Origin of the sequence: uncultured Amaricoccus sp. (assembly GCF_937858865.1) — a bacterium.
Lineage (GTDB): Bacteria > Pseudomonadota > Alphaproteobacteria > Rhodobacterales > Rhodobacteraceae > Amaricoccus.
Genome location: NZ_CALLYO010000008.1, coordinates 1 through 1,657 on the forward strand (window position 1 = coordinate 1; position 1,657 = coordinate 1,657).

Consider the following 1,657-nt stretch of genomic DNA (forward strand, 5'->3'; position numbering starts at 1 on the left):
CGGTGGGGGCGGAGCAGCTCACGAGCTTCAAGTACCTGGTGGAAGGGGACGGGACCGTCCGCACCTGACGAGTGACGCCCGGCCACCGCGGGTGGCGGGTCGGAAGGAGGAAGCAGCAATGTCTGACGGATCGCACGACGGGCGCGACGGCGCCCCGCAGCCGATGGTCGAGGTCCTGACCGGGATCCCGCCGCTGGCGTGGCTCGTCGATCTCTCCGGGGCGCGCCGGATCCTGGCCGGGCGCGGCGTCGACGTCCGAGAGCTGCCGGGCCGCCTCGAGGTCAGCGAGGGGTGCTGGGAGGGGGACTTCGCCACATCGAGCATCGCCGAGGCGAGGCATCTCTTCGGCTCCGGCTTCGTCGTCGAGGGCGACGACGTCCTCTTCTGCGCCGCGGCCCATACGCTGGAGGCGCTCTATGCCTACCGGAACGGCGGCCGGAGGATCGTCTCAAATTCGCTCGCATTCCTGGTCAGGTACGCGGGGATAGAGCTCGACCCCGAGGTCCGCATCTACCCGAAGGCCCTGACCATCGTGCAGGGGCTGAAGGCCTACGACCCGCTGATCTACCGCAAGGGCGGCGAGGAGATCTTCCGCTTCGCCTACTGCAACTTCCGCTTCGGCGCGACGGAGATCGACAGGGCCGACAAGCCGCTGCCGCCGCGGTTCGGCGACTATCCGGCCTACCGCGACTATGTGTCCGGGGTGCTCCGCGGCATGCGCGACAATGCCGCCGCGGCGGGCCGCAGGCGGAGCTACCGGATGGTGACCAGCATATCGAGCGGCTACGATTCCTCCGCCGGCGCGGTTCTCGCCGCGGCGGCCGGCTGCGATACCGCCGTCACGCTGCGGACCGGCAAGTTCGGCACGGACGACTCCGGCCTCGCGGTGGCCGAGGCGCTCGGGCTTCGCTGCGTCGAGCGCGACCGCCGGATCGGGGGTGGCGACGATCGCTTCCCGGAGGCGGATTTCATCGCCTCCTTCGACCCCGGCGACAGCGTGTTCTCCGCCTTCGCGGACCTGCTGCCGGGGACGCTCTTCCTGACCGGGCACCACGGCGACGGGTTGTGGGACGCGGACCTTGCGCCGAACGACTCGATCAAGCGCAAGGACTCGAGCGGGATGGGGCTGCACGAGTTCCGGCTGCGGACCGACTTCGTCACCGTGCCGCTGGTCTTCGTCGGCGCCACGCGCCACAGCGACATCCGGGAGATCTCGCGTTCCGAGGAGATGCGGCCGTTCGGGATCGGCGGGAGCTATGACCGGCCGATCCCGCGGCGCCTGCTGGAGGAGGCCGGGGTTCCCCGGGAGCTGTTCGGCAGGGACAAGAATGCGGTCAACATCGAGCTGTTTCACGGCGAGCGCCAGATGACCGCGGCGTCCCGCCGGGACATGGAGGCGTTCGTCGCGCGCCGGGCGCGACCGCTGCGCCGGGCGCAGGAGAGCATGTTCGGCATGATCCGCTACGCGGCCGACGTCGGCCTCGGCCGCGTGGACAGCGGACTGTCGCGGAGCGTCAGCCGACGGCCGCGGCTCAACAAGCTGGCGAGGAGGGTCGACTGGCACCTGCGGCGCAACTGGGGGGCCCGTGGCCGTCCCTATTTCAGCTACGTGCTGATCTGGGCGCTCACGCGCGTCGGTGAGCGCTATGCCTCTGCG

General features: G+C 70.5%; 1 protein-coding gene. It reads left to right on the forward strand.

Going from position 1 to position 1,657, the window contains the following annotated elements; all coding sequences use genetic code 11:
* Nucleotides 1-118: 118 nt before the first annotated feature.
* Nucleotides 119-1,657, forward strand: a 1,539-nt coding sequence (locus Q0112_RS00115; RefSeq protein WP_297970029.1) for a hypothetical protein, incomplete at its 3' end; no start/stop codon positions are given.